General features: G+C 49.6%; 24 protein-coding genes. 17 read left to right on the top strand and 7 right to left on the bottom strand.

Annotated features, from left to right (window positions below):
- Positions 1 to 34: 34 nt before the first annotated feature.
- The 8 genes from gspG (at position 35) to DVO77_RS13820 (ending at position 5,801) form a co-directional block, all read left to right on the top strand.
- A complete protein-coding gene (gspG, locus tag DVO77_RS13855) occupies positions 35 to 469 on the top strand; it encodes a type II secretion system major pseudopilin GspG (RefSeq protein ID WP_110458313.1) in 435 nt (144 codons plus the stop codon).
- Between the two features lie 15 nt (positions 470 to 484).
- Positions 485 to 1,063: a type II secretion system minor pseudopilin GspH gene (gene gspH / locus DVO77_RS13850; RefSeq protein ID WP_119978747.1), complete on the top strand. Its 579-nt coding sequence runs from the start codon at positions 485 to 487 to the stop codon at positions 1,061 to 1,063.
- 62 nt (positions 1,064 to 1,125) lie between these two features.
- Positions 1,126 to 1,497 (top strand): type II secretion system minor pseudopilin GspI, encoded by a 372-nt coding sequence (gspI, locus tag DVO77_RS13845; RefSeq protein WP_110458311.1) that lies wholly within the window; start codon positions 1,126 to 1,128, stop codon positions 1,495 to 1,497.
- The gene (gspJ, locus tag DVO77_RS13840) at positions 1,478 to 2,215 is read left to right on the top strand and encodes a type II secretion system minor pseudopilin GspJ (RefSeq protein ID WP_119978746.1); all 738 of its coding nucleotides are present in this window, start codon (positions 1,478 to 1,480) and stop codon (positions 2,213 to 2,215) included. The genes gspI and gspJ overlap by 20 nt, the downstream gene beginning before the upstream one ends.
- 2 nt (positions 2,216 to 2,217) lie before the next feature.
- Complete coding sequence (gspK, locus tag DVO77_RS13835) at positions 2,218 to 3,216, top strand: type II secretion system minor pseudopilin GspK (protein ID WP_259650875.1); 999 nt, start codon at positions 2,218 to 2,220, stop codon at positions 3,214 to 3,216.
- A 118-nt stretch (positions 3,217 to 3,334) separates the two neighbouring features.
- The gene (gene gspL, locus DVO77_RS13830; RefSeq protein WP_119978745.1) at positions 3,335 to 4,540 is read left to right on the top strand and encodes a type II secretion system protein GspL; all 1,206 of its coding nucleotides are present in this window, start codon (positions 3,335 to 3,337) and stop codon (positions 4,538 to 4,540) included.
- Between the two features lies 1 nt (position 4,541).
- Complete coding sequence (locus DVO77_RS13825; protein ID WP_119978744.1) at positions 4,542 to 5,018, top strand: type II secretion system protein M; 477 nt, start codon at positions 4,542 to 4,544, stop codon at positions 5,016 to 5,018.
- A 21-nt stretch (positions 5,019 to 5,039) separates the two neighbouring features.
- Complete coding sequence (locus DVO77_RS13820) at positions 5,040 to 5,801, top strand: type II secretion system protein N (protein WP_119978743.1); 762 nt, start codon at positions 5,040 to 5,042, stop codon at positions 5,799 to 5,801.
- A gap of 61 nt (positions 5,802 to 5,862) precedes the next feature.
- Here the strand turns inward: DVO77_RS13820 and DVO77_RS13815 are convergent, their stop codons facing one another.
- Complete coding sequence (locus tag DVO77_RS13815; RefSeq protein ID WP_119978742.1) at positions 5,863 to 6,144, bottom strand: DUF1145 domain-containing protein; 282 nt, start codon at positions 6,142 to 6,144, stop codon at positions 5,863 to 5,865.
- Positions 6,144 to 6,734: a 16S rRNA (guanine(966)-N(2))-methyltransferase RsmD gene (rsmD, locus tag DVO77_RS13810; RefSeq protein ID WP_119978741.1), complete on the bottom strand. Its 591-nt coding sequence runs from the start codon at positions 6,732 to 6,734 to the stop codon at positions 6,144 to 6,146. The genes DVO77_RS13815 and rsmD overlap by 1 nt, the downstream gene beginning before the upstream one ends.
- 248 nt (positions 6,735 to 6,982) lie before the next feature.
- On the opposite strand from rsmD, the gene ftsY reads away from it, so the two are divergent.
- From ftsY to DVO77_RS13765, 9 genes are all read left to right on the top strand, one after another.
- Positions 6,983 to 8,803, top strand: a complete 1,821-nt coding sequence (gene ftsY / locus DVO77_RS13805; protein WP_119978740.1) for a signal recognition particle-docking protein FtsY — start codon at positions 6,983 to 6,985, stop codon at positions 8,801 to 8,803.
- 131 nt (positions 8,804 to 8,934) lie between these two features.
- On the top strand, positions 8,935 to 9,624 hold the full coding sequence (gene ftsE, locus DVO77_RS13800; protein ID WP_110458462.1) for a cell division ATP-binding protein FtsE: 690 nt from the start codon (positions 8,935 to 8,937) through the stop codon (positions 9,622 to 9,624).
- 14 nt (positions 9,625 to 9,638) lie between these two features.
- On the top strand, positions 9,639 to 10,604 hold the full coding sequence (gene ftsX / locus DVO77_RS13795; protein WP_110458303.1) for a permease-like cell division protein FtsX: 966 nt from the start codon (positions 9,639 to 9,641) through the stop codon (positions 10,602 to 10,604).
- A 258-nt stretch (positions 10,605 to 10,862) separates the two neighbouring features.
- A complete protein-coding gene (gene rpoH, locus DVO77_RS13790; protein ID WP_110458302.1) occupies positions 10,863 to 11,720 on the top strand; it encodes an RNA polymerase sigma factor RpoH in 858 nt (285 codons plus the stop codon).
- 783 nt (positions 11,721 to 12,503) lie between these two features.
- Positions 12,504 to 13,451: a DmsE family decaheme c-type cytochrome gene (locus DVO77_RS13785; RefSeq protein ID WP_119978739.1), complete on the top strand. Its 948-nt coding sequence runs from the start codon at positions 12,504 to 12,506 to the stop codon at positions 13,449 to 13,451.
- A 17-nt stretch (positions 13,452 to 13,468) separates the two neighbouring features.
- On the top strand, positions 13,469 to 15,478 hold the full coding sequence (locus DVO77_RS13780) for an MtrB/PioB family decaheme-associated outer membrane protein (RefSeq protein ID WP_119978738.1): 2,010 nt from the start codon (positions 13,469 to 13,471) through the stop codon (positions 15,476 to 15,478).
- Positions 15,479 to 15,518: 40 nt separating this feature from the next.
- Complete coding sequence (locus DVO77_RS13775) at positions 15,519 to 18,050, top strand: DMSO/selenate family reductase complex A subunit (RefSeq protein WP_119978737.1); 2,532 nt, start codon at positions 15,519 to 15,521, stop codon at positions 18,048 to 18,050.
- Between the two features lie 14 nt (positions 18,051 to 18,064).
- On the top strand, positions 18,065 to 18,742 hold the full coding sequence (locus DVO77_RS13770) for a DMSO/selenate family reductase complex B subunit (RefSeq protein WP_119978736.1): 678 nt from the start codon (positions 18,065 to 18,067) through the stop codon (positions 18,740 to 18,742).
- 73 nt (positions 18,743 to 18,815) lie between these two features.
- The gene (locus DVO77_RS13765) at positions 18,816 to 19,526 is read left to right on the top strand and encodes a TorD/DmsD family molecular chaperone (RefSeq protein WP_110458297.1); all 711 of its coding nucleotides are present in this window, start codon (positions 18,816 to 18,818) and stop codon (positions 19,524 to 19,526) included.
- A gap of 144 nt (positions 19,527 to 19,670) precedes the next feature.
- Here the strand turns inward: DVO77_RS13765 and DVO77_RS13760 are convergent, their stop codons facing one another.
- The 5 genes from DVO77_RS13760 to menD form a co-directional block, all read right to left on the bottom strand.
- The gene (locus DVO77_RS13760) at positions 19,671 to 20,216 is read right to left on the bottom strand and encodes a hypothetical protein (RefSeq protein WP_119978735.1); all 546 of its coding nucleotides are present in this window, start codon (positions 20,214 to 20,216) and stop codon (positions 19,671 to 19,673) included.
- A 298-nt stretch (positions 20,217 to 20,514) separates the two neighbouring features.
- Positions 20,515 to 21,924, bottom strand: coding sequence for an o-succinylbenzoate--CoA ligase (gene menE / locus DVO77_RS13755; protein ID WP_119978734.1), 1,410 nt, complete (start codon positions 21,922 to 21,924; stop codon positions 20,515 to 20,517).
- Positions 21,925 to 21,932: 8 nt separating this feature from the next.
- Positions 21,933 to 22,970 carry an o-succinylbenzoate synthase gene (gene menC / locus DVO77_RS13750; protein ID WP_119978733.1) on the bottom strand — a complete coding sequence of 346 codons (1,038 nt, stop codon included), beginning with the start codon at positions 22,968 to 22,970 and terminating at the stop codon, positions 21,933 to 21,935.
- A gap of 106 nt (positions 22,971 to 23,076) precedes the next feature.
- On the bottom strand, positions 23,077 to 23,877 hold the full coding sequence (gene menH / locus DVO77_RS13745) for a 2-succinyl-6-hydroxy-2,4-cyclohexadiene-1-carboxylate synthase (protein WP_249038182.1): 801 nt from the start codon (positions 23,875 to 23,877) through the stop codon (positions 23,077 to 23,079).
- A complete protein-coding gene (gene menD, locus DVO77_RS13740) occupies positions 23,859 to 25,556 on the bottom strand; it encodes a 2-succinyl-5-enolpyruvyl-6-hydroxy-3-cyclohexene-1-carboxylic-acid synthase (protein ID WP_119978732.1) in 1,698 nt (565 codons plus the stop codon). Before menD ends, menH begins: the two co-directional genes overlap by 19 nt.
- Positions 25,557 to 25,887 lie beyond the last annotated feature (331 nt).

The following is a 25,887-nucleotide window of genomic DNA, read 5'->3' as shown; positions in this document are numbered from 1 at the left end:
TTACTGTTAGGCATTTTTTATAGAGGATCTATTAATGCAAGTAAGAAACAAGCACAAAGGCTTTACCCTACTCGAAGTGATGGTGGTTATCGTAATTTTGGGGATCCTTGCCTCTATGGTGGTACCTAACTTAATGGGTAACAAAGATAAGGCCGATCTGCAAAAAGCGGTTTCGGATATTGTGGCGCTGGAAAATGCACTGGATATGTACCGTTTGGATAACAGCATCTACCCCACAACAGAGCAGGGATTAGAAGCCTTAATCCAAAAGCCAACCATTTCGCCAGAGCCACGCAATTACCGTGAAGGGGGTTATGTTAAGCGTTTGCCACAAGATCCATGGCGCAATGAATACCTGTTATTGAGCCCGGGTGAACAAGGCAAAATCGATATCTTCAGTGCCGGCCCAGATGGACAACCAGGGACCGAAGATGATGTCGGTAGCTGGAATCTACAAGATTTCCAATAAGCCGAGCGAAGAGTGATGAGCCTCTTGCGCCAACGCGGGTTCACCCTGATGGAAGTGTTGCTGGTGGTGTTACTGATGGGGCTCGCGGCCTCCGCAGTGACCTTAACCATGGGCGGCACCGACCAGCAGCAGGCGCTCGATCGAGTGGCGCGGCAATTTATGGCGTCAACCGAGTTAGTGCTCGATGAAACGGTGCTTAGTGGTCATTTTATCGGTATCGTTATCGAAAAAGACCGTTATGAGTTTGTGGTTTATGACGAGGGTAAGTGGCATCCGCTACAGCAAGACCGCTTGCTGGCGGCGCGCGAGATGCAACAGGGGATACAGCTTGACCTGATACTCGATGGTTTACCCCTGTCTCAAGAAGATGAAGAGCAGGACTCATGGTTCGATGAGCCGCTTATTGAGCCTTCCGCCGAGGATAAAAAAAAGCATCCAGAGCCGCAGGTGATGCTGTTCCCCAGTGGTGAAATGAGCGCCTTCGAGTTGGCGTTTATCAGTAAAGATGCCATGGGAAATGAGTTAGAAACTGTGGTTGTGGGCGATGCATTAGGGCGATTAAGCTTGGGAAGAAACAATGAACTCGATAATTGATTGCCCCACTTTGCGCTCAATATTGCTATCTTGTCATTTAACGCGCACTGCTGGGTACAAGCATGAGAATTAATCAGCAAGGGATGACATTGCTAGAGGTGATTGTGGCCTTGGCGGTGTTTGCCGTTGCTGCGGTGTCGATCACCAAGAGCCTAGGCGAGCAGATCGCCAACATGCCCATTTTAGAAGAACGTACTCTGGCGCAGTGGGTCGCGAGCAACCAGATGGTCGACGCCAGACTAGTGGCCGGCGCCACCGATTTAGGCAAAAAAGAGGGCCAAGTCGAACTGGCCGACAAGACCTGGTATTGGCGCAAAGAGGTGGTTAAAACCACCGATGATAACTTTCGACTGATCCGCATCAGTGTCAGTGACGATGAGCGCTACACTCGCACCATCGCCCAGGTGAGCAGTTATGTCCTTAAAGCATCATAAATTCACTCAGGGTTTTACCCTGTTAGAGATGCTGGTAGCCATAGGCATTTTTGCCATGTTGGGCTTGGCGGCTAACTCTGTGCTTAATACCGTGATGAAAAATGATATTGCCACCGAGGAGTTTGCCACTAAGTTGAAATCCTTACAGCAAGGATTTGGCGCTCTCGAGCGTGATTTTGGCCAGATAGTGGCACGCACCCCAAGGTTGCTCGAAGGCGGACGGGGTAGCACTGTGATACAAACTGGCAGCGACTTATTTGACTCAGAGTCAGAAGCGATAGTGTTTTATCGCATCGGTTGGCTCAACCCAGATGGCCTGTTACCCAGAGGTAGCCTACAGTCGGTGGCTTATGTGGTACAAGACAATCAACTAGAGCGCTGGTATTTCCCCTATCCAGAGCCTGAATTTGGCGCAGAGCCCATTAAAACTTTAGTGATGGACAAGGTGTTATCGGTGGAATACTCCTTCTTTGTCGGAGACAGTTGGCAGCGAAAAATTGATGCCACGTCTCTGCCCAAGGCCATCGCCATGGAAGTTGAAGTGGAGGGGCTGGGTAAAATACAGCGTAAGTTTTTACTGCCGCTAGGCGCGCAGCTCAGCAATAGTAATGATGCTGACGATAACGACAGTAATAAGGGTAACGATAACGGCGCCAACGATAACGACAATAATGCCGATGAAAATGATAATAATAACGATCCGAATCGAGGGCTGTAAGGGTGAATAGACTGGCGCAAAAACAGCGCGGAGTTGCCCTGATCGTGGTGTTGTTGATTGTGGCGATGATCGCCATTATCGCCACCAATATTAATGGCCGTAGCCAGATAATGGTGCGGCGTACCATAAATTTAGCCCAATATGATCAGGCTTATTGGTACGCACTTTCGGCCGAAGAGTTAGCCAAAAAGGTGCTAAAACAAGATTTAGACGATGCCGACGAAGGCAAGATCCACAGGCAGCAGTATTGGGCGCAAGCAGATGTGGTATTGCCAGTGGAGCAAGGAGAGATCGCCGGGCGTATTAGCGATATGCAGGCCTGTTTTAACGTCAATGCGTTATCGATGCAGACTAAAGAAGTTGAGAATGGTCAACCCAAATTGCCATTGCCCGCCCAGCAGTTTAAAGGATTATTAGTAGCCTTAGGCATGGATGATTTTGCCGCCGAGCGCTTGGCGCATACGGTGAAAGATTATATTGACGAGGATAGCGTCGCCAGTCCATTTGGCGCCGAAGATGCCGATTATGAAGCGCGCACCGTGCCTTACCGCGCTGCGAATACCTTGATGAGTCATCGCAGCGAACTACGCGCGGTCATAGGGGTGAGTCAAGAGGTGTACCTTAAGCTGGCACCCTATGTGTGTGCTATCCCGGGTTACGATAGACAGGTATTGAATGTTAATACCATTGAGCTGGAGCATGCGGCGTTATTAGCGGGCATGTTCGACAATAAAATTAGCGTTGGTGAGGCCGAAAGTATTATTAATCAGCGCCCAAGTGATGGCTATGACAGTATCGAAGACTTTTGGGCGAACAGCTCAATTACTAGCTTGCGCGGTGAAGAGAACTTAGCGTCCAGTTTTAGCCTAAAGAGTCAGTATTTTTTACTGCAAGCTGGCGCCAAAGTCGACAGTGCGACTTTTCGTATGGAAAGCGTGTTGCAAGTGGCCGGAAATAATCAGTTAGCTGTGTTGACGCGCCAATATGGTGGTCAACAATAATAGCCTTGCAGGGGCGTAAGCCCTCGGCGGTCAACTAACCTAATACCCATAATGAATGCGATTGAGATAATACAAGTTTATTTTTTGCGCAACTTAATGAAACTTGTGGAGAAAGACATTGAGTGAACGATTATTTATCCGCTTAGGAAGAAGCCAAGAGCAGCGCTGTAATTGGCTGGTATGGTCCGAGCAAGAGCAAGAGATCATCGCCTCGGGTGACTTGCCCGACGCCCATGCCTTGTCGACCCTAACTGAACGAGCGGGTAACCGTCCGGTCGATATCTTAGTGCCCGCTTCGGCGATCACGCTCACCTCGGTGCGCTTACCAGAGAAAGGCCAGCGCCAGGCGATTAAAGCCTTGCCCTTTATGCTAGAAGAAAACTTGGCCGAAAATGTCGATAAACTGCATTTTGTCACCGGCCCGCGTGATGGCGAGTCCCTCAGTGTTGCGGTTGTTGCCCATGAGCAGATGCAAAATTGGTTATCTTGGTTAAGCGAGGCGGGTATTAAAGCGCGCCAAATTGTGCCCGATTGTTTAGCCTTGCCGCTGCAAGAGTGTCAGTGGGCGGCCATGCAATTTGGTTCCGATTATCTGCTGCGTACCGGCGCTGGTCATGGTGCCTGTCTGGATGCCACTTGGTTTAATGCCACGCTGCCTCAATTTGTTGCCAAAGCTGCTGGCGAAACCACGGCGAGCAGCCCGCTCACTGTGGCTGGCTATAGTGAGCTGAGTATCGATGGCGCCCAGGTACAGCCTCAACCGCTGGATCTGCCGATGCTAGTGCTTGCTAAAGGTATTTTACATGCGCCGCTCAATTTACTGTCAGGCAGTTACACCCCTAAACGCGAGTACGGTAAACACCTGTTGCTGTGGCGTAATAGTGCCATAGTGATCGTCATCGCCTTAGTGTTGGCCTTAGTGAATAAAGGGCTCTCCATTCATCAGATGAACGTCGAGCGTGAGCAGTTACAAGCGCAAAGTAGCGCGATATTCAACCAAGTGGTCGGCAGCTCGCGGGTGGTTAATATTCGCTCGCAGATGGACAGTAAATTACGTAGCCTACAAGGTTCGGGAGATGGCACCGCCTTCTTTACTATGCTCGATGGTCTATCGGCGGCATTTGCAAAAGTGCCGCAATTAAAGCCCACTAGCTTGCGTTTCGACAGTGGTCGCAATGAGTTACGCATGCAAATATCCGCCAAGAGTTATGCGCAAATTGAAGAGTTTAAAACCCTAGTAGCCAAGCAATTTAAGGTCGACTCTGGTGCGATGAACAGCGGTGAAGATGAAGTCACCAGCACGTTAACCCTAAGGAGTAAGTAAGATGGAGAACCTTAAAACGTGGTGGAACGGGTTAATTTTACGTGAGCAGCAGTTGGTTGCCACCTGTGGTGTGGTCTTGATGCTAGGCGTGCTTTATTGGGGAGTTTGGACGCCAATAAGTGAGGCTGAGCAGGATGCCGAGCGGGCATTACAAGCTCAGCAAGCCACGTTAACTTATGTAAAACAGACTGCCAATAAGATAGTGGCACTACAGAATGCTGGCGGTAAGAAAGCTTATTCGAGTAGTTTAAGTGCCACAGTGACTCAGACCGCCAAACGTTACGGCTTGGCAATCACGCGGATGCAACCACAAGGGCAAAAAATCCAGGTGTGGATGGACGAAGTGCCATTTAACAGCTTGCTAAGCTATTTGAGCGATCTGGTACAACAGCAAGGGTTATCACTGGACAGCATCGATTTGGCCCAAGCGGATACGCCAGGTCTGGTTAAAGTGCGCCGCATCCAATTATCCCAGTAAACAAGGTTTTAAGGTGTTGTAGTGAGTGTAGTGAAAAAGGTAATCATAGGTGTGGTCTTATATTGTGGCTTTATGCTGGCGCTGTTTCCGGCCAGTGTGGCCTTGCAGCTGGCGCCGTTGCCCCAAGGGATCAGTGTCAGTGGGGTGTCGGGCACCATTTGGTCGGGCAAGGCCAATTTAGTGGCGTTGCAACAGCGCCAACTCGAGTCGGTGCAATGGCAATTGAGCCCGTGGGGGCTGTTGTCGGGCAGGGCCAATATCGATTTTGCCATTGGCAGCCGGGCGACGGCGGTTAACGGTAAAGGCCAAGTGTCTCTGTCTATGTCTGGGATCAATGCCCAAGGGCTGCGTTTTGAAGCGCCAAGCGCTTTTCTTATTGGCAAGACGCGTCTACCGTTTCGAGCCGAAGTGGATGGTCACTTTAGTGTAATCGTGCAGCAGCTGGAGCAAGGCTTACCTTGGTGTGAGCAGCTTAACGGCAAGTTGTTTGTGCAGCAGTTGCAGGTGAATAACCAGTTTGGCAAATATCCGCTAGGCAATATTGAGCTGGGCCTAAGCTGTGTCGATGGCAATATTCAATTAGCCACCGATGAGACCATGAATGCGCTTGGGCTTACAGGGAATGCGTTACTTAAAGACAATAAGTTGATTGCACTTAGCGCCAAGATAAAAGAGACGCCCGCACAACCTGAAGATCTCAAGCAGGCGCTAAGTTTCTTAGGTAAGCGTGACAGCCAAGGTTATTATCCGATTAGCTTCCAAGGGCGCATCCCAGGGATCTAGTGCTCATGGCTCAATAAAAAAGCACCTTTGGGTGCTTTTTTTGATCGTTAATGGGTCAGCCTTAAGGATTAACCATGTTGGCCAGCACGCGTTGACGATAGTCTAATAGGCTAAACACGCCAAACAGTAACACGGCGCCATAGTCGGCTTTGCCCAGCGACAGTAAGGGGTTAAACAGGCGATGAAAAATCAGTAACTGCACACAGTGCATCACCACAGTCAGCAGTAACAGCAGTGACAGTAGTTGACTTATGTCGTCACCGATGGGAATAAACAGGTTATACAGCATCAGTAACCAGGCGCATAAAGTGATGGCTTTACCCACTAAGATCAAGATTTTCATTATGCGTCGTCCATCTCAGGCTGATACTGGTACAGACGGTAGATCACTTGTCCGGCTTTTTTTTCTTTCAGCTGCACCCAGTCGCTAGGCACAGTGAGTGAGCTTAACTCGCTTTCGGTTTCGACATAAATTTGCGCATTATTATTCAGCCATTGGTGCTCACTGAGCAGCGCAATCGCCTGCTGCGCTAACCCTTTGCGAAATGGCGGATCGATAAAAATAATATCAAACCCCTGGCTTGGCGTTTGCTGTAGTAGCGCCAGCGTATCGCCCTGCACGACTTCGGCGCAATCACATTTAAGGGTCAGCAAATTTTGCTGTAATTGTTTGGCGGCACTCGTTTGCAGTTCAAACACTTTAGCAAAGGCGGCGTAACGCGATAGCGACTCTAAGCACAGTGCGCCGCTACCACCAAAGCAGTCGAGTACCCGAGCGCCAGCAATATCGCCCGATAACCAGTTAAATAAGGTTTCTCGTACCCTGTCTGTCGTGGGGCGCAATCCCTCAAGATCATGAATGGGTAAACGTCGTGAGCGCCATTGGCCTGCAATAATGCGTACTTGCCCACTTAAGGGTTTATTTTTAGCCATCTTATACCTGTCAATTTACGGATACCTTTAGCGATGATTTGGCCTCACCGGAGAAAGTGATAGACTGTGACGCTAAATTGAAGTCGCCATTTTAACGCAAAGCAGTTAAAAATGGTGAAAAGCCGCCGACATTAGCTAAAAATGCCGCACTTTGCTGCGTATTTGGACTCGCTATCTGGTTATAATAACGAGCACAAAACGACTTCATACCGAATTTTAAAGCAGTTAGTTGAGTACTGGTATTACCCATGGCAAAAAAAGGTTTTTTTTCTTGGTTCCGTAAAGACAAATCGAAAGAGGATGTCGCGGCACCCGAAGCAGAAGTAACATCTCAAGTTGAAACAGAGACGACAGCGCCCGAAGCGGAGCAGGCTGAGCTTGAGCGTCTTGCAGCAGAGCAGGCAGAACTTGCTCGCATAGAGGCCGAGCGCTTTGCAGCAGAGCAGGCTGAACTTGACCGTATCGAAGCCGAGCGCCTTGCAGCGGAGCAAGCAGAACTTGACCGTATCGAAGCTGCGCGTATTGCAGCGGAGCAGGCAGAACTTGCGCGCATAGAGGCCGAGCGCCTTGCAGTAGAGCAAGCAGAACTTGACCGTATCGAAGCTGCGCGTATTGCAGCGGAGCAGGCCGAACTTGACCGTATCGAAGCCGAGCGTATTGCAGCGGAGCAGGCAGAACTTGAGCGTATCGAAGCCGAGCGCCTTGCAGCGGAGCAGGCTGAACTTGACCGTATCCAAGCCGAGCGTATTGCAGCGGAGCAAGCAGAACTTGCTCGCGTAGAGGCCGATCGCCTTGCCGCGGAGCAGGCTGAACTTGACCGTATCCAAGCCGAGCGCCTTGCCGCAGAGCAGGCAGAACTTGACCGTATCGAAGCCGAGCGTATTGCAGCGGAGCAGGCAGAACTTGACCGTATCGAAGCTGCGCGTATTGCAGCGGAGCAGGCAGAACTTGAGCGTATCGAAGCCGAGCGTATTGCAGCGGAGCAGGCTGAACTTGCTCGTATCGAAGCTGCGCGTATTGCAGCGGAGCAGGCTGAACTTGACCGTATCGAAGCCGAGCGTATTGCAGCGGAGCAGGCAGAACTTGCCAATAATGCCTCTGAGCAACAGCCTGAGCCGCAACAAAAACCGACTAAAGAGGGCTTTTTTGCCCGCCTTAAGCGTGGTTTGAAGCGCACCAGTGAAAATATCGGTAGTGGGTTTGTCGGCCTGTTCAAAGGCAAAAAGATCGATGACGAGTTGTTTGAAGAGCTTGAAGAGCAGCTATTGATTGCCGATGTCGGAGTAGAAACCACTACGCGCTTAATCTCTAGCCTCACCGAGCAAGCGAGCCGTAAGCAACTTAAAGATGGCGAAGCCCTGTATGAGTTGATGCGCGAAGAGATGCAGAAAACGCTCGAACCTGTGAGCGTACCTTTAGTGCCAGAAAACCCCGATGGCCCGTTTGTTATTTTAATGGTTGGCGTTAATGGTGTGGGTAAAACCACCACTATTGGTAAGTTGGCAAAACAATATCAGAAACAGGGCAAATCGGTAATGCTAGCCGCTGGCGATACCTTCCGCGCCGCCGCCGTTGAGCAACTGCAAGTGTGGGGCCAACGTAATAATATTCCGGTGATCGCCCAGCACACAGGGGCCGATAGTGCCTCGGTATTGTTTGATGCCTTACAGGCGGCTCGCGCCCGTAATGTCGACGTGTTGATTGCCGATACCGCAGGTCGACTGCAAAATAAAGCCCACCTGATGGATGAGCTGAAAAAAGTCGTGCGGGTGATGAAAAAATTAGATGAATCAGCACCTCATGAGGTGATGCTGACCCTAGATGCTAGCACGGGCCAAAATGCGATCAGTCAGGCTCAGTTGTTTAAAGAAGCCGTTGGTGTCACGGGTATTACCATTAGTAAGCTAGATGGCACAGCAAAAGGTGGTGTTATTTTCGCTATTGCCGACAAATTTGGTATTCCTATCCGTCACATTGGTGTGGGTGAACAGATCGACGATTTACGTACGTTCGATGCTAAAGATTTTGTCGATGCCCTGTTTAGCCAAGAAAGCGAAGAGTCATCATAACCGCCACCGCGCCTCTAAGCGAAAGTGATTTATGTCTGCAAAATGTTGCATTAATAAATTACGCGTTGATTGGCTTGGTATAAGATAACGTATCGCCGTCAATGATGGGCGGCATCAATAATTGGGTAACTATGATTCGATTTGAGCAAGTTAGCAAAATTTATCCAGGTGGACAAAAGGCACTCACCGATGTGAGTTTTCATTTAAAGCGTGGAGAAATGGCGTTTTTAACCGGACACTCGGGTGCCGGTAAAAGCACTTTGCTCAAGTTGATCAGTGTGATCGAGCGCGCCAATGGCGGTAGAGTGGCCATTAATGGCCACGATATCGCCAAAGTTAGGCCTAAAGATGTGCCTTACTTGCGTCGTGATATCGGCATGATCTTTCAAAATCATCACTTGTTGATGGATCGCAGTGTGTTTGACAACATCGCCTTGCCGCTGGTGATTGAAGGCTTTGCCCTGCATGAAATTAAAAAGCGGGTATTGGCAGCCTTAGATATGGTGGGCCTTTACGGCAAAGAGCGTCACTATCCTATTATGCTGTCGGGAGGGGAGCAGCAACGTGTGGGGATTGCCCGTGCGATTGTTAATAAGCCGCCCTTGTTATTAGCCGATGAGCCTACTGGTAATTTAGACCCTAAGTTATCGATGGATATTTTGCGTCTGTTCGAAACCTTTAATGATTCGGGGACCACAGTGTTAATCGCGACCCACGACCTTGGTCTTATTGCCCGCATGAAGTACCGTACTTTAACCCTGAAACAGGGGCGAGTGATTGGCGGTGATGAGCTGGCGCCGTCTCAAGTCTTTCACGGATAAACGGACAATCAAATATGGATAAGCAACCTCAATTAGTCCGCAGCAAACTTCCCTTTACGGGGCGCATCGTGATGTTTTTTATCCGTCACATTCAGCACGCCATGGGCAGCATGGGTGAATTGTGGCGTAATCCCCTCTCGTCGTTAATGACTATGGCGGTACTGGGGGTGAGTTTAAGCTTACCCGCGGCGTTACAAGTGCTGGTTAAAAATGCCGAGACCATTACCCAATCGTGGAACAGCGCCGCCGAGATCTCACTCTTTATCGATGAGGGACGTAGCGAGCGCTCTATTCAAAGCTTAATCACTCGTATAGGTGCCTATCCTGAAGTCAGTGCGGTCAACTATATTAATCGCGATCAAGCACTGGAGGAGTTTCAGCGGCTATCTGGTTTTGGTGAGGCGATAGCTTATCTTGATGATAATCCGCTGCCAGCTGTGGTAACGGTAACCCCAGATATCAAGCATGCCAGCCCCAATGGTGCACGCGCCTTATTAAAAAAGCTGGAGTTAGAGCCTGAGGTGAGTTTTGGGCGGCTCGATATTGAGTGGCTAGAACGCTTACAAGCGGTCGTGAGATTGCTTGAGCGCACGGTATTGGCTATTGCACTATTATTAGTCTTAGCGGTGGTGTTAGTCATTGGCAATACCATACGTTTGGCCATTATGAATCGCCGCACCGAAATCGAAGTGATGAAATTAGTCGGTGCCACAGAGAGCTTTATCCAGCGGCCCTTTTTATACACAGGCATCTGGTTTGGTGTTATCGGTGGCATCTTAGCGTGGATCATTATCAATCTGTTGGTGTGGTATCTCGATGGTGCACTGGCCGATTTACTCGGGCTGTATGGCAGTACATTAACGATGCAATCGCTGACGCTTACCGAGTTAGGCCAACTGGTATTATTGGCGTCTTTCCTAGGCTGGTTAGGTTCCTATCTGTCGGTAAGACAGCATCTGCGCGCTATCGAACCGACTTAAGATTTATCGGCGCATAACAAGCGTTTTATGAACTAAATTTCACTTGAACTGTCTATAGTTTCGGGTGAAATTAGCCCACGTTAAGCGGTGGTATTGACATATACTGTCAGATAGTGAATAGTTCGTCAGCTTGCCTCTGCGTCACAGCTTACATTTCATTAGAGCTATCCAGAGGCGGCAACCTGCAATAGGTATTCAAGCGTCATAAAAGCATTTATAGCGTTAAATTTTTGCAAGATAAGAAGTAGGAGAGCGTTAATGACAAGTCAAACGCAATCAATGTCACTAATGGTTCCGCAAAGCAGCGGCAGCTTAGAGGCTTATATTCAGTCTGCGCATAACATTAGCATGTTAGAGCCACAGGAGGAGTATGAGTTAGCCAAGCGTCTGCAAGAGACGGGTGACCTTCAAGCGGCAAAGCAATTGATTATGTCTCATCTTCGTTTCGTTATTCATGTGGCCAAAGGTTACTCTGGATATGGTTTGCCACAAGCAGACTTAATTCAAGAGGGTAACATTGGTTTGATGAAAGCGGTTAAGCGCTTTGACCCTGATGTGGGTGTGCGTCTTGTCTCGTTTGCAGTGCATTGGATTAAAGCTGAAATCCATGAATATGTGCTTAAAAATTGGCGTATCGTTAAGGTCGCAACCACAAAGGCACAACGTAAATTGTTCTTCAATCTACGTAAAGCTAAAAAGCGTCTTGGTTGGTTTAGTGATGAAGAGGTGACTATGGTCGCCGAAAATCTGGGGGTATCTAAAGCCGATGTGACCGAAATGGAATCACGTATGGCGGCACAAGACCCAGCATTCGATCTTGCAAGTGATAACGACGACGAGCAAGATTATTCACCTGTGCATTATCTTGAAGATCACTCTTCAGATTTAGCCTCACAGGTTGAGAATGATAATTTAGAAGCCGATAACCAAACACGCCTGTTGGCGGCCATCAAAACCCTTGATGAGCGTAGCCAGCACATTTTACAGGCTCGTTGGTTAGACGACCAAAAAACCACGTTACAAGAGCTTGCAGCGACCTATCAAGTGTCTGCAGAGCGTATCAGACAACTTGAGAAAAACGCCATGAACAAGCTTAAAGCGCGCATGGAAATGTAAGCTGTATCCAATATAAAAAACCTGCCATTTGGCAGGTTTTTTTATGCCTCAATGTTGAGCCTAAGGTGAGTAACGGTCTGATGCCCATCACATGACTCGAGGTCATGTTTGCGAGGAGACGTCTTGGCTATCTTCACTTTACATCTGAGATCTGCTCACTACCACCCATCAATCAAGAGCCCATTGATGTAAAGTACTAGCTGACTTTATTGATTAACGTTGTTTGTTTAGTTATTCATTATTTAGGTGTCAATTACTTATAGGGTTAAGTTTCTAGGTGCTATCTCATTTAAATTAGCTGAAGGTCATGTGTTGATAATATGGCATCCGCTTTATTTAATGAGGATAGTAGTGATTATTTCTATTTTAATGGTGTCATTAAATGTTCGATATCGATTTAAAATAGTTCAATTGTAATAGAGATTATTTTCAAAGTTAGACCTAGATCAAACACACATATATAGTGCATCTTAATATTCGTAACTTAAGACTAACCATTCAGTATCAAAATAATTTTCACATCTCTATGCCATTTTCAATATGGACATGTTTTATAAGTGATTTATCTCTTACTTATCCTTGATTGCTAATAAGATTTATTCTCGATTACTCGGTGTTTTGGATCACACAACTAACCTTTTTTAGAGTTTATCAGCATTTTTAAATTGTAATTTTTAACAATTTACATTTACCACTTGGCTTTAACTATATTAGCTCTCTTTGCAATAACGATAGCGCCATAAAAATTAGCTGATGGTTAATTTAGGGTAGGGTTATATAAATATGAAAAAAATAATCACCGCATTCACTGTTGGGGTTATTTCAATATTGGGTCTGGTATCGAGTGTCCAGGCTACTCCTTGGGATAATTTATCGAGTGAACAGCTTGAAGCAAGGTTGGTAGATAAATTTTCTGCCGGGAAGTACTCCACTAAAGGGGCTGACTCCTGTCTGATGTGTCATAAAAAGAACACCAAAGTGATGGCTATCTTTGATGGTGTTCATGGCAACATGAGCAACAGCAAGTCGCCTATGGCTGGTTTGCAATGTGAAGCATGCCATGGCCCCATAGGTACACATAATCGTGGCGGCAAAGAGCCGATGATTGGCTTTGGTCCCGATAGCAAGTTGTCTGCAGCTAGCCAAAACAGTGTGTGTCAGGGCTGTCATAACGATCCTAAGCAGATGGCATGGCATAACAGTACCCATAACCTTGAAGAGGTCGCGTGCAGTGACTGTCATAATGTCCACGGTGCTAAAGACCCAGCATTAGATCGTCTCACGGTCAACGATACCTGTACTTCGTGCCATACCCGCGCCAAAGCCGATATGCATAAGCGTTCATCACACCCAATGAAATGGGATCAGATGACCTGTATTGACTGTCACAGCCCCCATGGCTCAATGACTGAAAGCGCATTAATCAAGCCAAGCCTGAATGAAACTTGTGCCGAGTGTCATGCTGATAAACGCGGCCCATTCCTATGGGAACATGCGCCAGTGATGGAGGACTGCTCAAGCTGTCATTCGCCCCATGGCAGTGTCAACGAAAACTTACTTAAGTCTCGAGCCCCTCAGTTGTGCCAGCAATGTCACGCCGACGATGGTCATGCCAGTCGCGTTAGCTCTCAGGCAGGTCTAGATGCATTTAGTGCTGGTAAAAGTTGCCTCAACTGTCACAGCAAGATCCATGGTTCTAACCATCCTGCTGGCAGCAACTTTGCCCGTTAAGCTTTGGAGTGAGTATTATGCGTTCAATTAACCCTTTTTCATTAAACCTGATCACTCTGGCTTTGCTTTGCTCGGGCACTAGCGCCTTGGCGGCTGATTTTGGTATTCAACATGCCAATACCAGCGCCATCAACCAAGCCAGTTATCAGTGTAAACGTTGCGTCGAGCCTCAAGGTCACAGTGGTAGCGTTGGCGTGAGCGTGGGTGCTATCGATGCCGATGACAACCATGCCATCAACCAGCTTGGCACCGATACCGATGGCGCTGTCGCTGGTGTTAACAGTGATGTGGCCTATCAAGGCAGTGGGTACCGCGCCAATGTACAGGCGCACCAGCTCGGTATGGATAACGGCTTTATCCAGATGCAAGCGGGCAAGCCTGGGCAATATAAATTTGACCTAGATTATCAAACGATCACCACCAATCATGGCAGCAATGCAGCCACCAATCTTTGGCAAAACAACGGCATGCTGACCCCAAGCGAGCAGACTCGAATACTGGATCTTGAGCTGCAAAGACAGCGCAGCGGCATCGGCTTTGAGTATGACTTTGCCTCTGTATTGGGATTAGGGCTAAGCAGTTATGCCCGCTATAACCATGAAGAGAAAACCGGGCATCGCAGCGCTAGTTTAACCAGCCCAAGTCCTATCAATTTTGCGAACGCCGTCGATGAAACCACAGATAAATTCAGTGCTGGCGTGGTGCTTGATGGCAGTAACTGGTTGTCAGAGCTGAGCTATCACGGTTCACGTTACGGCAATAATCTTGGCGACCTTAGTTTGCCTTATGCCCCCGATGTGTATAGCGCCACCCCAGATAACCAAGCCCACCAAGTGGCGTTATCGGGCCAGTACCGCTTGGCATCGAGTGTCTTTAGTGGCCGTGTGGTGACGGGTCGTATGATCCAAGATCAAGATTTAGTGCAGATGAGTGGCAACCCCATCCAAAACTGGGATGGCCAAGTCGATACCCTCAATACTCACTTGGCTGCGACCACCCGATTGAATAATCGCTTACGTTTGGGCGCCAGTTACGATTACAGCAAGCGTGATAATCGTTCATCGGTATTTGATTTTGCCCAGTATGAATACAACCCAGTATCGGGGGCGTTTAAGCAAAATACCCCTATGGATATCGATCGCCAAACGCTGAAAACCGATGCCAGTTATCGCATTGCTAGCGGCTATCGCCTGCAAGCGGGTTACAACTATAAACAGGTTGAGCGCAGCTACGGAGAACGCGAAGAGACCCGTGATAACGAGTTGTGGAGCAAGTTAAACATTCGCGCTATCGACAAGCTGATCCTTGATTTTGGTGTGAGCTATAGCGATCGCGGCGGCAGCGATTATCAAGCCAATGAATTGACCAGCGAAGAGAGTGAGTCGCTGATGCGCAAGTATCATCTTGCCGACCGTCAGCGCAGTGAAGTCAACGCCAGAGCCAGTTACACACCGCTCACCTGGCTCACCTTCGATGCAAGTACTTACTATGCCAATGATGATTACAACGCGACCGACATCGGCCTGACTCAAGCACAAGATTATGGTTATGACGTTAATGTGCATGCTCAAGTCACTCAACCGCTCGCCGTGTACGCCTTTGCTGGCCAGCAGTGGATTGATTCAGACCAAAGTGGCGATCAAGCCTCTGTCTGGCAAGCCGAAATTCAGGATGAATTCATCAACTTGGGTCTAGGTGCGACCTACTCAGGTTTGATGCAAGACAGATTAACCTTAGGTGTCGATTACCTATTTGCTAACTCTGACAGCAACACAGGCGTCAATGGCTATAGCAGCGACAACTATGGTGCGTATTACTCCTATAACCACAGTGTGAGCTTATATGGGCAATACCTGTTATCGCCACAAATGGCATTAAAGCTGGCTTACCAGTACGAACGTTATTTCGATACCGACAGCGCTTCGGTCACCCCCGATAGCATTGCAGGTTTAATCACCTTGGGTGACCTGAACCACAACTATAACGCCCATCAACTGATGTTGACCTTCAGCTACAAGTTGAAGTGAGTTGATTCAGTTATTAAATAAGTTTGAGGAAAACAAGATTATGGAACGTAGAAGTTTCTTAAAAATGAGCGCTGCACTGGGCTGCGCAGCAACCGTTACTGGCTGTAATTCCAGCTCTGATGATGCCAATGTGGTCCCACCAACGCCACCTGTAGGTGATGAGCAAATCACTTGGTCTTCATGCTTGGTTAACTGTGGTTCAAACTGCCCTGTTAAAGTTTTCAGTCGCGATGGTGTGATCACCCGCGTTGAAACCGATCATGACATTACTGATGGTGACGACATCTATCAAGTACGCGCCTGTGCACGTGGCCGTTCACTGCGTCAACGTACCTATGCGGTTGACCGTTTAAAAACCCCAATGAAGCGTGTGGGCAAGCGTGGTGAAGGTAAATTTGTGCCTATCACCTGGGATGAAGCTGCCAAGACGATTGGTACCAAATTAACCTCGGTGATTGCCGAGCATGGTAACAAAGCCATTTTCCGTAGTTACGGTTCGGGGGCTTACTATGGTTTTGCCTCCAATGCCTGTTTTAACCGTTTATTCAACTTAAACGGTGGCTGCCTAAATGCCTATGGTAACTACTCTTGGGCGCAGCAGATGGAAGCTGCGAAGCACACTTTTGGTACCGGCAGCACCAGTGGGTCTTCCACTGTGACCTTGTCAAACAGTGACTTCCTATTAGGTATCGCCTACAACCCAAGCGAAATCCGTCAGTCTGGTTCGGGCGAGGGTTACGATTACTTAAAAGCCCTGCAAAAATCGAACGGCCTAAAAGTGGTGATGATTGACCCGCGTTATACCGACTCCATGCTAGGCAAAGAGTCGAAGTGGTTACCCATTCGCCCCGGTACCGATGCTGCACTGGCCGAAGCGATTGCATACCAGATGATAAGCACAGGTTGGGTCGATGCGAATTCACTCGACTTTATCAATCAGTTTACCGTCGGTTATGACGCCGCTTCGATTGCGGCGCAACAAGCGATATTTGCCGCCAGTAGCGATAAAAAAGAGCAAGAGTACGCTCAGGTGATGAACCCTGACGACAACTACCGTGACTACATCTTAAGTGCAGGCATTTATGCTGGCGAACCGTTGAAAACGCCTGAGTGGGCAGAAAAGATCACCGGTATTCCCGAAGCGCAAATCAAGCAAATTGCCGATGACTTAATGGCATCGCAGCGCCCCTATATCGTGGTTGGCGCTGGGGTTAACCGTCAAGCTAACGGTGAGCAGAGCATGCGCGCGCTTTACATGCTATCGGTATTAACCGGCAAATTGGGTAACTTGGGGGCCTCTAACGGTGAGTTGCCATACATGAGCGGTATGTACCGCGCGGGCATTCCTGCGGGCTCAAATCCTGTGAAAGAAAGCATCTCCTTCTTTACGTGGAGCGAGGCGATTCACAACGGCAAAACCATGACGGCGCGGACCCACGGTATTCGTGGTACCGACGACTTGGATACTCCGCTTGGCACTAACATCAAGGTGATCATCTCTGCTTCAGACAGCTCGCTACTGAACCAGCACGCCGAGATCAATAATACCGCCGACATCTTACGTGATGAAGAAAACGGGGTTGAGCTGATTGTTAGCTGTGATTGTTGGATGACGCCGGGCGCTAAATTTGCCGACATCATCCTGCCTGATACCAGCTGGTTAGAGTCAAACGATCTGGTGAACGACTCTTATGCATCAGGTGCCTTGGGTTATATCACCGCCATGAAGTCGGCTATCGATCCTATGTGGGATTGTAAGTCTATGTATGAAGCGGCAGCGTTAATTGCCAAGTATATGGGCTGTGAAGCCGAGTTTACCGAGGGTAAAACGGAAGCCCAGTGGCTTGAAGAGCTGTATCAAAAAACCAAAGATAGCAGCAGAAACTTAGGTGTGGTTCCAGCATTTCCAGCCACTTACAAAGAGGCCCAAGCGATTGGCTTCTTCCGTAAAAACATGAACGACAACCACGTGGCTATGCAAAGTTACATTAAGGATGGTCAAGCGCTAACTACGCCAAGTGGCAAAATTGAGATCTACTCTGCCGAGCTGGCATGGCGCGCGGCTAACTGGACTCAAGAGAACAGTGCGCAAAATCCGAGTGGCATCAAAGGTGACACCATCACGCCTATCCCGCAGTACACAGTAACCTGGGATGGTTATGAAGATGAAGACACTAAGGTGGATTATCCAATCCAGTTAGCGGGTTACCATACTAAGGGGCGGACACACTCAAGCTATCACAACGTGCCTTGGCTGCGCGAAGCGGTAGAGGATGCGGTATGGGTTAACCCCATGGACGCTGCTCTGCACGGCTTAAGCTCGGGCGACAAGATTGAGATGTACAACCAGCGTGGTTCGATTGCCGTGAAGGTGCGCGTGACTCCACGTGTGGCACCAGGGGTATTTGCTCTGGGTCAAGGCGCTTGGTATAGCCCAGGTAACACTGTCGGTAGCACAGGCCATACGCTAGACGAAGGCGGCGCAATTAACTCGCTGACTCGCTATCAGCCAAGCCCTGTTGCTAAAGGTAACCCACAGCACACCATCCGTGTTGCCATTAAAAAGATTTAAGAGAGTAGTGAATTATGACTGAATCAACTCAATACGGTTTTTATGTAGACAGCACTAAATGTACTGGCTGTAAAGCCTGTCACGTCTCTTGCAAAGACCGTCAAAGCAATAACATTCGTAATAACAGTAATCCACAAGACAATAGCTTACCTGCGTTAAATGGCGTCACTTGGCGTCGTGTTTATGAATACGGCGGCGGCGATTGGACTGTCGGCAACAACGGCTGTTTCGAGCAAAATGTCTTTGCTTACTACATGTCGATCGGCTGTAACCATTGCTCTGAGCCAGTATGCGTTAAGGCGTGCCCAACCGGTGCCATGCATAAGCGCCGTGAAGACGGTTTGGTTCACGTTGCACAAGATATCTGTATCGGTTGTGAAAGCTGTGCTCGGGCTTGTCCATATGATGCGCCGCAGATCGACCGTGAGCGTAAAGTGATGACTAAGTGTGATGGCTGCTTTGAGCGCATTGCCGAAGGCCGTAAGCCCGTGTGTGTTGAGTCTTGCCCGCTGCGTGCGTTAGACTTTGATACTATGGAGAATTTACGCGCTAAATATGGTGAAGGTGACGGGCATATTGCGCCACTGCCATCACCCTCAATTACATCACCTAACCTGATCATCAAGGCCAATGTTAACGGTCGTCCAGCAGGCAGCGGTGAAGGTAGCATCTTAAATCCATCAGAGGTTTAAGTGTTACATTTTAGTCTTTAAGTGGTATTTAAGCGGCGGGCAATTTAAGCCCGCTTAGCTTGTAAGGTAAATCATGTCTTCAAAAGTAGAGTCTGTCAGTAAAGCGCCTTTAGCCGCAATCGATTTAGAGGCATATCAAGGGTTAGCGCGCATCTTGCATCATTGTTTAATTCGCTATCCCGATGCCGAATTGGTGCAAGGATTAGCAGAGTGTGATGTTGCTGCTAGCTGGCCGGTATTTGCGCAGCGCCAGCAAAATACCCAAGGGCGAGCCTTGCTCGGAGAGTATTTACAGCGCTGGGTGGCTGGGCAGTCAGACCCGAGTGACGAAGTACAACTGGTTGACCTTAAACTGGATTATGGCCAGCTATTTTTTGGTCCGGGTGAGCCTAATGCCGTGCCGCAAGGGTCGGTCTATTTGGGCGAGGAGCAGTTGCTCAACGACAAATCGACCATGGCGCTAATGGCGTTTTATCGTGCGCATGGGGTAGAGGTTAAGGTGGATTTTCCACAGCCTTTAGATCATATCGGTCTGTTTTTTGCGGTGCTGGATCAAACCTTTGGTCGCCTAAGCCAAGAGCCTGAAAATGATGCACTGGTGCGTTTTACCCAAGTGTTACTGCAGCAACACCTGTTGCCGTGGGCGCCGCGTTGTTTCGCTCTCGCTTATGAGTACGCCACCACAGATTTTTATCGTGGCTTAGCCTTGCTTGGCAGCGACTTCTTGGGGCAGTTACAACAAGATTTTCAACTACTGCCGAAAGAGACCCGCTTATATCGTTAAGCATGGGTATCGTTAAGCATCTGTGGCGATAAAGCCTGTGAAAACGCCCGCCTTGGCTCACGAGTGAGTTAACGCGCTCGTCGTCGAGCGTGATATAAGGTCAGACAAATAAGCCCGCTCTCGATAAGAGAGCGGGCTTATTATTTAGCTGGGGTTGCGGCCCATATTGCGGCTCACCTGACGCTGTTGGCTGCGCGCCTGCTCTAACTGAGTGTGAATAGTTTGCAATAAGTGGCATAGCTGCTTGCCATTATCGCTGAGCTCACTTGCGCCTAATAGGTGATGCTCAACGGGCTCATCGCGTGGCTCGCTAGGCTTGTGGGCCTGTTCGGCAGGACTTTTTTGCAGCTCGACACTCCACTGATTGGCGATGGCGAGGATCAGATGTTCGGCTTGGCTCAGTTGACCCTGCTCTAACTCTTTGACAAACAGCAAGCGGCTGGCTTCGAATAAACAGTGCAGGGCTAACTCAGGCGGCAAGGGGTGCTCTGTGGCATCTTCCATCGGCGGCAACCACACAGGTTGGCCTTGGGTAAAAACCAATGCGGCCAGAGTATGGGTGACCGTTTTTAATGAGGTGGCGCCACCAAACAGTTGCTGCACGTTAATCGATTGCAGCAAACTTAAACTGAGGCGATGGGCCAAGGTAGACTTAGTCCACTGCTGACCAATAGAGCGTAGTAGTGTCATAGTGTAGTCAGTTTAGTGTCTCTTTAGTGTCGTCGCTAAGTGGCATGGTTAAGTGAATAGTTAGGTGCCAGTTAAGCCACAGGAAGTGTCACCGCTTATGGCTAAATTTAATAGCGTTTATCGTGAGTCACTCCCCACCGAGATTCGCCTTATCACATAGTGCGTATTATGCGCCTAGCATTGTGGGGCAACAAGCCTTGGTGGGCAGTGCTTAAGCAGATTTTAGGCAGAGTGTGACATCAATGTGGTACAGGTGGCTGGCTAAACGGTAAACGCCTGAGCCGGAAATGTCGGGCCGTTAAAGCCGAGCCTGCCGAGCCAGCGCCGCCTCAATAAGCTGCTTACGTGGCACCTTTAAACTGGTGCTGGCGATATCAGGCCAAGGGTAATAACGGCGCGGGCGTTTAAAGCTGGCAATATACTGGCGCACAAAATCATCCAGCGGGGCGACATCGCTAATGCTGCCCTTGATAATGGCCGCTGGCAGGAAGCCAAATTCACTGTCAGGCAGCGGAAATACAATCGCGTCAATGATGTCAGGGTGGCGCTTAAGGGCGGCTTCAATCTCTTCGGGTTGCACATTTTCACCGCCACAGACAAACATGTTGTCGGCGCGGCCGCTGATCACCAGATCGCCATCCTTATCCCAATGGCCCAAATCTTGGGTATCGAACCAGCCTTGATCATCGAGCGGGCGCCATAAATTGTTACCGCCATCATGGGTTAGATAGCCTAAAAACAGGGTGTCTCCCTTAACCAAGATCTTGTGATCAATAATAGTTAACTCGCGCCCATTTAATAACTTACCGCTACTGCCTTTGCTGGTGGCGAGCCCGGTGGTAATTTGCGATGCCATCTCGGTCATGCCATAGCTGGTGTAGGCGTTAATGGCTAGCGGTGCCAGTTGTTGCAGTAACGAGGGGGCGATAGCGCCGCCTCCCAGTAGCAGGGCTTTGACGTGGCGTAGTGCCTGTTTATCTTGCTGTAGCAGCCGCACCAGTTGGGTGGCGACCAGTGACAGGTGAGTCAGGGGCTGTTGCTGTAATTGTTCAGCCAAGCTGAGCTCGGCTGTCGGCAGCGTGATGGCGGCACCAGCCAAGGCGCAGCGATTGACGATGGCGAGTCCACCGATATGAAATAGCGGCAAAGAGAGTAACCAGTTATCACCCTGAGCGATAGGGATCACCTCGCGAGCGCCCTGTGCGCTGGCAATATGATTGGCCAAACAATGCACCGCCGCCTTAGGCTGGCCACTGCTGCCTGAGGTGAGAATAACGTTGCAGGGCCGCAGATGGTCGATAGGCTGAGGAGCCGTGGCTGCGCGGGCGCTAAAGTTCACGACTAATCCCGCGCTTGGCAGTAGATGCTGATAGGCAGCTTGAGCCCAACTATGGCGCAGGCCATATTGCATGCTCAAACTGGCGATTTGCTGTGCAGGGAAACGAGGTGATAAGGGGCAAAATATCACGCCAGTGTCAACACAAGCCCAATATAAGATAACCAGTTCTAGCGAGTTATTATCGATACAGCCGAGGCGATCGCCAAGCCTTACTCCTTGTTGGGTGAGTTGCTGTGCGCAGGCGCAAACCGCCTGACTGAGAGCCTGATAATTGATGCTGTGATACTGGTTTTGCGCCCAATAATAGAGTGCCGCCTGCTGTGGATAGTGTTTGGCGGCAAGATGCAGTGGCGAATGAACTTGGGGCATCTGAGCTCCTATACGCTGTAAAGCAAGGTTAAGTCGTCGAGATTGAGGCAGCGCGCCTTATCACTGGGCTCGAGTAAATCGCAGCTAAAGGCACGCAAGGTGTCTAGCCCGGGCACTTCATCTGGAGTGCATGCTTGGCTAATGCAGCGCAGTGCATTGATGCCTAAGCTCGCCTCTAAGCTCGAACTGATGATCACTCGCACGCCGTGCTGGTGGGCGGTGTCGATGATCGTCTGTAAGCGGCTTAGGGTGCCCAGCAACATAGGCTTAATCACTAAGGCGCTAAGGCCCGCCTGCATGGTGAATTGATAACGCGGATCGTTAAGGCTCTCATCGAGGGCATAGAGGATCCCTAATGCATTGAATAACAGTGGATTGTGGTTGGGATCGCGGCATGGCTCTTCAATATATTCAATCGCTTCTAAGGGTAGGCAAGCTAAAAAGTCGATGGCATCTTGCAGTTCAAAGCAGCGATTAGCATCGAGACGCAGCTTGAGATCAGGCCTGATCGCCAAAATTTGATGAATTAATTGGATCTCCTCCATCATTGAGGTTTGCCCCACCTTCACCTTGACCGCATACACCTGACGGTCGAGTTGCGCGACTCGCTGGCCAACCTCGGCTATGGGCTCATCTTGATGACGGTAGATAAGCGGCACTGTGCGAGGCAAAGCTCGTTGCGCCAACAGGCTAGGGAGTTGCCCCGACAACTTGGCATGTAACAGGCTTAAGCCATAGGCGAGTGAGGCCATGGTCGTGTGCTCGGCAAGGTCAAGCAGGGCATCAAGCGGTTGCCCCGGTAGCGATGGCATGGCGGCAACGAGCGCGTCAATCACCTGCTCGAGTCGCTCTTGGCTAAAGCCCGTTAAGGGTTGGCCGTCGATATCGACACCCGACAGCGGCGCAATTTCAATAGCCTCGCAGCCCAGCGCTGTGCTGGCCTGTAACACTAGGCCTTCGCGGCTATCGATACGTTGATTACCCACAGGTAATAGGGTTTCGAGTGGAATATGGTAGCGATACAGGTTAAGGGTTAACAGTCTCATGTACGATCCTTTTGGGGGCAAAGGCGCTTTATTGGCAAATAAATGCGTGCTCAGCTTATTGTGCTATTGGCCCGATTTCAAGTGCGGTGCCATCTCACTGGGCTGCCTAGGTATCTGGCGTGGTGAGTTGCTCAATTAAGGTGGTGCAAAAGGCCTCACAGCAACTTAGGTGAATATTGTGGCCGCCATGCTCAAAGCGATGTAGGTACAGGGGTGCGCGTTGTTGCCATGCAGTGGCTAATGCCGAAAATTTATCATCTTGGCCACCGACATAATAATGCCAAGGCACGCCAAGTTGATGGGGTAAGCAGGACAGATCTTGCTGTAAGCCGAGTGAGGTCGGCAGGTAAATCTGTTGCAGCGCGGCCAACTTATTGCGGCTGCGACGTTGGATGAGCTGCGCGCGCTCGCTATCACTAAGATCGCTAAAGACGGCTTGGCGGTACCACAAGTTAAGAAACTCGCTTAGCGACATCTGTAGCATGCGCTCATGCCACTGTTTATCACAGTGCAAGCGCTGCTCGCGTAGCGCCTGGCTGGTCAGCCCGGGGTGGCACGACTCCAAGTTGACACTTAAGATCTGCTGCGCCATGAGCTGCGCCAGATGCAGGGCGATGCGCCCACCAAGGGAGTAACCTAGCAAGTGAAAGGTCTCGATATTGAGCGCTGTGAGTGTACGGCGGATCAGGCTGGCAACCTGCATAAAGCCCGGCGAAGGCAGCGCTAGGCTCGGGCTATCGCCATGGCTAGGCAGATCGATACAGACACAGTAAAAATGCTGGCTCAGACGCGGCATCAAGTCTTGCCAGTCCTGTTTATCGCCCAACAGCCCATGCAGTAATACCAAACAGGGATTCGTGGGCTGGCCATAACAGCGCGAGGCGAGCATTAGCTTTGCTTTATCCATGCAGCGATCTGCGCTATCTGTGAGCTGGCTTGATCTTGAGCCACGTTGACCTCAATCACCGAAGTGCCCTGATGGTTAATCGCCTCTTGATAGACCTCATTAAAGGCGTTGATGTCGTCAACTTGGTTGTAGGCTAAGCCAAACATGGCCGCGGCGTAACCAAACTCTAAGCCATGGGCCAGGCGGTAATATTCGCTGCGCAGCTTTTCGTCGGGCACTGGCAATAAATTAAAGATATTGCCGCCATCATTATTGAGGATCACGATCACCAGTGGGCCGTTATGATTAGCGGCAATGGCGAATGAATTTAAATCGTGCAGTTGCGATAAGTCGCCAATAATTAAGGTGGTCGGTTGTTTTTTATGGGCCGCAATGCCGCAGGCGGTCGCTAATAAACCGTCGATACCCGATGCGCCGCGGTTAGTGTAAATACTTGCCATGGTGGCCGTGGTAGGGGCAAACATATCGTACAAGCGCACCGGCAAACTATTACCAATAAACAGTTGCTTATCGGTTTGCATCGCAATGGCGCGTACCACCTGAGCTTCGCCAAATTCCCCTTGATCTATCTGCTGCGCGAATAGGCTATCCAAGCGTTGATTTAATTCGATTAATTGCACCGCCCAGTTGGCCTGTGACGAGCGTGGCCAAGCCAATTGGCTAAAGACGTTAACTGGGCAGAGCCAAATCTGTTTTGGCGTATGGCTGGGATCTAACCGCTGCTGATGGGGCAGTACTTGCCAATAGCTCTTCCATTTCTGTTCGGCCAAGTAGTTAATTAAGCGTTTTGACAGTAGGCGCCCGCCAAACATCAGTACTTTTTCAGCCTGTTGTAACAGCGATTTAGCCTTAGGTTGCAGCAGCAGTTGGTCGATATTGCCTATGGCTGCGCCATGTTGTCTCAGTTGAGATTGGGCATCGGTGAGGATCGGCCAGCCCAACTTGTGCGCCAGCTCGATAATTAATTCGGGCTGCTCATGGGGCGCTAAGGTGCCCACCACAATGACGCCTTTACCATGGACAAAGCGCGCTAAGGCATCGCTACTGGGCGTGCTGTGCAGCTGCGCCTTAGCGTATTGGCTAAAGGGCTGCGAAGTATGTTGCCAATTACCCAGCGTACTCAGATAGTGAGTAAAATCGGCGCTCATGGTGCCAGGGTAAAGTGGCTCGCGGTACATGCAATTGATATGTACCGGTTGAGTCTGGTTGGCAATGGCGTTATCAATAGTGGTTAGCAGCGCCTCAGGGCGGATCTGTAGATCTGGCGTGGGCAGGTTTACCTGCTGAGCGTAATGACCAAAAATAGCGGGTTGAACAATGGCTTGGTTCGCGCCGCAGTCAAGTAATTCGGGTGGTCTATCGCCCGATAATACGATGAGTGGCACATGGGTGAGCCAGGCCTCAACGATGGCGGGATAAAGATTAGCCACAGCCGTGCCCGAAGTGGTAATGATGGCCACAGGAGCGCGACTAGCCTTGGCTAACCCCAGCGCCATAAAGGCTAACCCGCGTTCATCGAAATGCAGATGCTGCTTCAGTTTAGTCTGCTTTGCCGCAGCTAAGGTGAGCGGCGTAGAGCGAGACCCCGGCGCCATGCAAACATGTTGCACACCTAGGCGTGCTAATTCTTCGAGGAGTATCGATCCCCACAATAAGTTGAGCTCGGCTGTTTTATCCATTGATCACGATGAAGTTTTTAAGGTTTCGATTGAGGTTAGTGTAACGCGATTTAAGGATTAGGAGTAAGGCTTAGCTCGCGATATCACATTTTGAGCAAGGTTGGCTTAGTTTATTATGGTCATGAGGGTGACATTTTTATTGATACATTTTGTTGGTATTGAGATTAAATTGTTTTGCATGTGTCTTTTTTGCAGCGTTACTGGTGATTTAATCATCAGTTGTGCGCTTGTTTTATGAGCTGCCCCCCACAATCGTGTTTTCATACTGTTAATCCTGCAATGTTTGATATGGTCAAAAGTTCGCTAGGTATTACTATGCTAATCTGGCTCA

Source organism: Shewanella algidipiscicola, from assembly GCF_003605125.1.
Classification (GTDB): domain Bacteria; phylum Pseudomonadota; class Gammaproteobacteria; order Enterobacterales; family Shewanellaceae; genus Shewanella; species Shewanella algidipiscicola.
Note: the sequence above shows the minus strand (reverse complement) of the source record. Positions and strands in the feature narration are given on the sequence as shown.

Excerpts from the sequence above, each read along its gene's own strand:
- gspG (WP_110458313.1), top strand. The coding sequence starts at position 35 with ATGCAAGTAAGAAACAAGCACAAAGGCTTTACCCTACTCGAAGTGATG.
- gspH (WP_119978747.1), top strand. The coding sequence starts at position 485 with ATGAGCCTCTTGCGCCAACGCGGGTTCACCCTGATGGAAGTGTTGCTG.
- gspI (WP_110458311.1), top strand. The coding sequence starts at position 1,126 with ATGAGAATTAATCAGCAAGGGATGACATTGCTAGAGGTGATTGTGGCC.
- gspJ (WP_119978746.1), top strand. The coding sequence starts at position 1,478 with ATGTCCTTAAAGCATCATAAATTCACTCAGGGTTTTACCCTGTTAGAG.
- DVO77_RS13825 (WP_119978744.1), top strand. The coding sequence starts at position 4,542 with ATGGAGAACCTTAAAACGTGGTGGAACGGGTTAATTTTACGTGAGCAG.
- DVO77_RS13815 (WP_119978742.1), bottom strand. The coding sequence starts at position 6,144 with ATGAAAATCTTGATCTTAGTGGGTAAAGCCATCACTTTATGCGCCTGG.
- rsmD (WP_119978741.1), bottom strand. The coding sequence starts at position 6,734 with ATGGCTAAAAATAAACCCTTAAGTGGGCAAGTACGCATTATTGCAGGC.
- ftsY (WP_119978740.1), top strand. The coding sequence starts at position 6,983 with ATGGCAAAAAAAGGTTTTTTTTCTTGGTTCCGTAAAGACAAATCGAAA.
- ftsE (WP_110458462.1), top strand. The coding sequence starts at position 8,935 with ATGATTCGATTTGAGCAAGTTAGCAAAATTTATCCAGGTGGACAAAAG.
- ftsX (WP_110458303.1), top strand. The coding sequence starts at position 9,639 with ATGGATAAGCAACCTCAATTAGTCCGCAGCAAACTTCCCTTTACGGGG.
- rpoH (WP_110458302.1), top strand. The coding sequence starts at position 10,863 with ATGACAAGTCAAACGCAATCAATGTCACTAATGGTTCCGCAAAGCAGC.
- DVO77_RS13785 (WP_119978739.1), top strand. The coding sequence starts at position 12,504 with ATGAAAAAAATAATCACCGCATTCACTGTTGGGGTTATTTCAATATTG.
- DVO77_RS13780 (WP_119978738.1), top strand. The coding sequence starts at position 13,469 with ATGCGTTCAATTAACCCTTTTTCATTAAACCTGATCACTCTGGCTTTG.
- DVO77_RS13775 (WP_119978737.1), top strand. The coding sequence starts at position 15,519 with ATGGAACGTAGAAGTTTCTTAAAAATGAGCGCTGCACTGGGCTGCGCA.
- DVO77_RS13770 (WP_119978736.1), top strand. The coding sequence starts at position 18,065 with ATGACTGAATCAACTCAATACGGTTTTTATGTAGACAGCACTAAATGT.
- DVO77_RS13765 (WP_110458297.1), top strand. The coding sequence starts at position 18,816 with ATGTCTTCAAAAGTAGAGTCTGTCAGTAAAGCGCCTTTAGCCGCAATC.
- DVO77_RS13760 (WP_119978735.1), bottom strand. The coding sequence starts at position 20,216 with ATGACACTACTACGCTCTATTGGTCAGCAGTGGACTAAGTCTACCTTG.
- menE (WP_119978734.1), bottom strand. The coding sequence starts at position 21,924 with ATGCCCCAAGTTCATTCGCCACTGCATCTTGCCGCCAAACACTATCCA.
- menC (WP_119978733.1), bottom strand. The coding sequence starts at position 22,970 with ATGAGACTGTTAACCCTTAACCTGTATCGCTACCATATTCCACTCGAA.
- menH (WP_249038182.1), bottom strand. The coding sequence starts at position 23,877 with ATGGATAAAGCAAAGCTAATGCTCGCCTCGCGCTGTTATGGCCAGCCC.
- menD (WP_119978732.1), bottom strand. The coding sequence starts at position 25,556 with ATGGATAAAACAGCCGAGCTCAACTTATTGTGGGGATCGATACTCCTC.